We start from the raw sequence: 3,670 nt of genomic DNA on the forward strand, positions 1-3,670 counted from the left end.
GGAAGTCTACGGCATGACCGAGACGGCGAGCGTCCACACCATGGCCTATCCGGACCAGCCGATCCGGCTCGGCTCCGTCGGGCTGCCGGTGCCGTATGCGCGCGTGCGCATCGTCAAGCTCGATGCGGACGGGCAATACGAGCGCGACTGCGCTCCGGACGAGATCGGCGTCGTGATCATGGCCGGGCCCGGCGTGTTCTCAGGCTATCTCGACGAGACGCACAACAAGGGCGCGTTCATCGACGGCCATTGGGTGAACTCCGGCGATCTCGGCCGGCTCGATACCGACGGCTTTCTCTGGATCACCGGCCGCGCCAAGGACCTCGTCATTCGCGGCGGCCACAACATCGATCCGGCGCCGATCGAGGAGATCATGTTCCAGCATCCTGCGGTCGGCTTCGCCGCCGTGGTCGGACAGCCGGATGCCTATGCCGGCGAGCTGCCGGTCGGTTATGTCCAGCTCAAGCCGGGCGCCAGCGTGCAGCCCGGCGAGTTGGAGGCCTGGGTGCGTGAGCGCACGCCCGAGCGCGCGGCTAACCCGGTGCAGATCATCCCGATCGATCCGATGCCGCTGACCGGCGTTGGCAAGGTGTTCAAGCCGCGACTACGCTGGGACGCCGCGACCCGCGTGTTCACCCGCGTGCTGTCGCAACTCACCGATCGCGGCATCGATTGCACGGTCGAGGTCGGTCCGCATGGCAGCCACGGCAGCATCGCGATCGTGACGCTGCGCGGCGTTTCAGGCGATGCGCGCCAGGCGGTTGAGAACGAGGTGCATACGCTGCTGGCGCCGTTTGTGATGCGACATGAGGTGGTGCAGGGATGAGAATCAACAGCCGTTGCGCAGCAGGCGCAGGCGGTGCGCTCCCTGTCCCCGTTTTTTACGGAGAGAGGGCTGGGGTGAGGCGCAGACGCCCGATTGGTGCGAATTGTTGGAGCTGTCCCCGCTCACTCGATCGCTTCGCGATCGACCTCTCCCCGCAAGCGCGGCGAGGTTAGTAGCGAGCGCGTCGGCAAGCGTGAGAATATCATGTGCTTGCCTCGGGCAACACAGCGGGGGCGCACCATGAATGAGCTGGTCTTGATTGTCGGACTGATGTCCTACGCCGCCATGGCGATAATGGTGAGACGCCATTTCGCGGCCATGACCTGGCCGCCGACAGCACGCCTCACGCGCGTCGTTTCCGATGTCGGCGTGATTGCCTTCGCCTTGCTGATGTGGCGCGACCGCCATTCGATCCCAAGCCTCGCGCTCGCCTTGCTGCTGTTTGCGGCTTGCCTGGCGCTGCTATTCTGGGCCACCCGGGCAACGCGACCGCTGCGGCTGCACGTGGCCTTCGATTCCGTACCGCCTGACAGCATCATGCGCGACGGTCCTTATCGCTACATTCGCCATCCTTTCTACACGTCCTATGTTCTGTTTTGGCTTGCGTGCGCGATCGCGACGCTGCATCCGCTGAGCCTGGGCTTCCTTGTCGTCATCGCCGCGATCAACCTCACAGCGGCGCGGCGCGAGGAGCACGCCTTCGCCGGCTCGGCCTTCGCTGCCGAGTATGACGATTATCGCCGTACGACCGGCATGTTCTGGCCACGGCTTGGCGCGATCGCCGGCAGGCGCTGACCGGTACTTCCAATGCACCACCGCTGGTCGCGGCTTTGTGGATGACCGTGTCGACCCGCGGCGGTTTGCAGCCCGTCTTGATTTTACGGCGACAGACCGACCGAAAAAAATCCCGGCGGCAACGCGATGCCCTTGTCGCCGGCGAGCTTACGCGGCAGATCGAGAGACCGGGGATGACGTCGTCGGCGGTTCATGTCCAGGCGGTCACGCCGACAGCGGCGCGGCGCTGGCCGCCGCGGTACTCCCTCGGATGATCAGGAACGCCCGCTTGGCATTTCCGATGATCTTGCGGCCCGGCCGGGAAGCACAAAGAGCGAGCGCAGTCGAAAGATAGGCTGTCAGTCCTCCGATCATCAAAGCGACCAACGGATGAAGCGGGAGGTGATCAAGCTGGCGCGACATGATCCAGACGAAAGCTGCCGACACCGCCAAGGCGAGACCGATGGGAAGCAGCATCTTCACGAACTGCGCCAGTGAGACCGGTCCCTCGCGCGTCGCGCTCCAGATGGTGATGCCGTGAATGGGCAGCGAGAAGATCGCGCTCGAGATCGCGAACCCCACCGGCCCCCAGGGCAATCCGAGCAGCAGCGACACCACGGTCAATAACTGCCCTGCAAGGCCAAATCGCAGCATCTGCCGTGTGCGGCCCTGGCTGACGAACAGCCACGACGCCGCCGCTCCCGCGGGCGCAAGCAGGCTCGCTACCGAAAACCAGCGGACGATGGACGACGCGGCCAGCCACTCCTTGCCGTAAAGAACCTGCACGGCGGAATCGGACATGAACGCCAGGCAGATCAGGCCGGGGGTCAGAAAGAGGATGAGTGCTTCGGAGAATTGCAGATAGGTTTGGCGATAGCGCTCGCGGTCCGAATACAGCCTCGCCAGCGACGTCTCCGCAATCCGCGACAGCGGCGTGAGAAACTGGACGAACGACATACTGACGAGCTTGTAGCCACGGTCGAACACGCCGAGCTCCCATGCCCCGAACAAACGGCCGATCGCGAGCGGGGTGAGGCTTGTCGCCGCGAACGAGGCCATCGACAGGCCGGTCAGATGGGCGCCGAACCTCATGATCGGCAAAGCGTTCGCCAGCTTGCGCGGGCGTGCCGGCCGGAACGGCGACAGCGTCCAGGCAAGCAGGCCCGCCGCAATCGCATGCGCCATTTGGCCGATGACGAGCGACCAGTATCCGCCGCCGAGTCCGGCCGCCGAGATCGCAGCGACGGCATTCGCCACCACGGGCACGATGTCGATGAGCAGGATCGGAACCGGCTCCATGCGCCGGTGCATCAACGCCACTTGTTGAAACGACAAACTGTTGATGACGAGGATCAGAGCGAGTGCAGCGAGTACCGCCGTAACCCGGCGATCGTTGTAAAAGCCGGCGAGGGCCGGCGCTACCGCCAGCAATACAAAGCCGAGAAGGCACCCGATCGCGAAGTTGATCCAGAAGATGTTGTTGCTTTCGTCAACGCTCAAGGATTGCCGCTGGATCACGGCTTGCGAAAGACCGAGATCGTTGAACAGACAGCAAAGGCCGAACACCGGGGCGCACATGGCGACGATACCGAAATCGGCGGGATCGAGCAGACGAGCCAGGACGATCTGCGAGCCGAACAGCAGCAACGCCTTGACGAACTGAACAGCGACGCTGGACACGATCCAACGGGACGCGACAGCCGTGACGTCGGTGGATCTCGCGATGGTGATCATCGTCAGGGCGTGTCTCAGCTGGCAGGCAGGACGGAAAACGCATTGGCGTTCGACAAGATACGACCTATTTGGCAGAAAAGACTTTGCAATCGCCGCCATATCCCGGATGTTAGTTAACCGCGCGGTTAACTACGCGGAAAGGATAGGCTTTCGTCGCCGGCGTCATGGCGATAGTCGATTGGAGGCTTGGTCATTGGCGGATGATATCAAGGGATCCTGGGACTGCACCGGAGCCTGAGAATGATTGAGACCGTCGTTTCCGCGCCGTTGGAAGCATTGATCGATCGGCCTGCCGCGCAAGCGGCGCGCGGCACCAGCGCGCCGGCGTGCCCGGCC

At 63.8% G+C, this 3,670-nt stretch carries 3 protein-coding genes; 2 read left to right on the forward strand and 1 reads right to left on the reverse strand.

From position 1 onward, the window contains the following. Together WA702_RS12160 and WA702_RS12165 are read left to right on the forward strand one after the other, a co-directional pair. Window positions 1-826: AMP-binding enzyme (locus tag WA702_RS12160; protein ID WP_425110770.1), on the forward strand; the 826-nt coding region annotated here is incomplete at its 5' end. Window positions 827-1,066: 240 nt separating this feature from the next. Continuing rightward, window positions 1,067-1,621 carry a methyltransferase family protein gene (locus WA702_RS12165; protein ID WP_425110771.1) on the forward strand — a complete coding sequence of 185 codons (555 nt, stop codon included), beginning with the start codon at window positions 1,067-1,069 and terminating at the stop codon, window positions 1,619-1,621. A 204-nt stretch (window positions 1,622-1,825) separates the two neighbouring features. Here WA702_RS12165 and WA702_RS12170 read toward each other — a convergent pair whose 3' ends face one another. Further along, window positions 1,826-3,433 (reverse strand): lipopolysaccharide biosynthesis protein, encoded by a 1,608-nt coding sequence (locus WA702_RS12170; RefSeq protein WP_425110772.1) that lies wholly within the window; start codon window positions 3,431-3,433, stop codon window positions 1,826-1,828. Window positions 3,434-3,670 lie beyond the last annotated feature (237 nt).

It is taken from the genome of Bradyrhizobium sp., assembly GCF_049798375.1.
Taxonomy (GTDB): domain Bacteria; phylum Pseudomonadota; class Alphaproteobacteria; order Rhizobiales; family Xanthobacteraceae; genus Bradyrhizobium.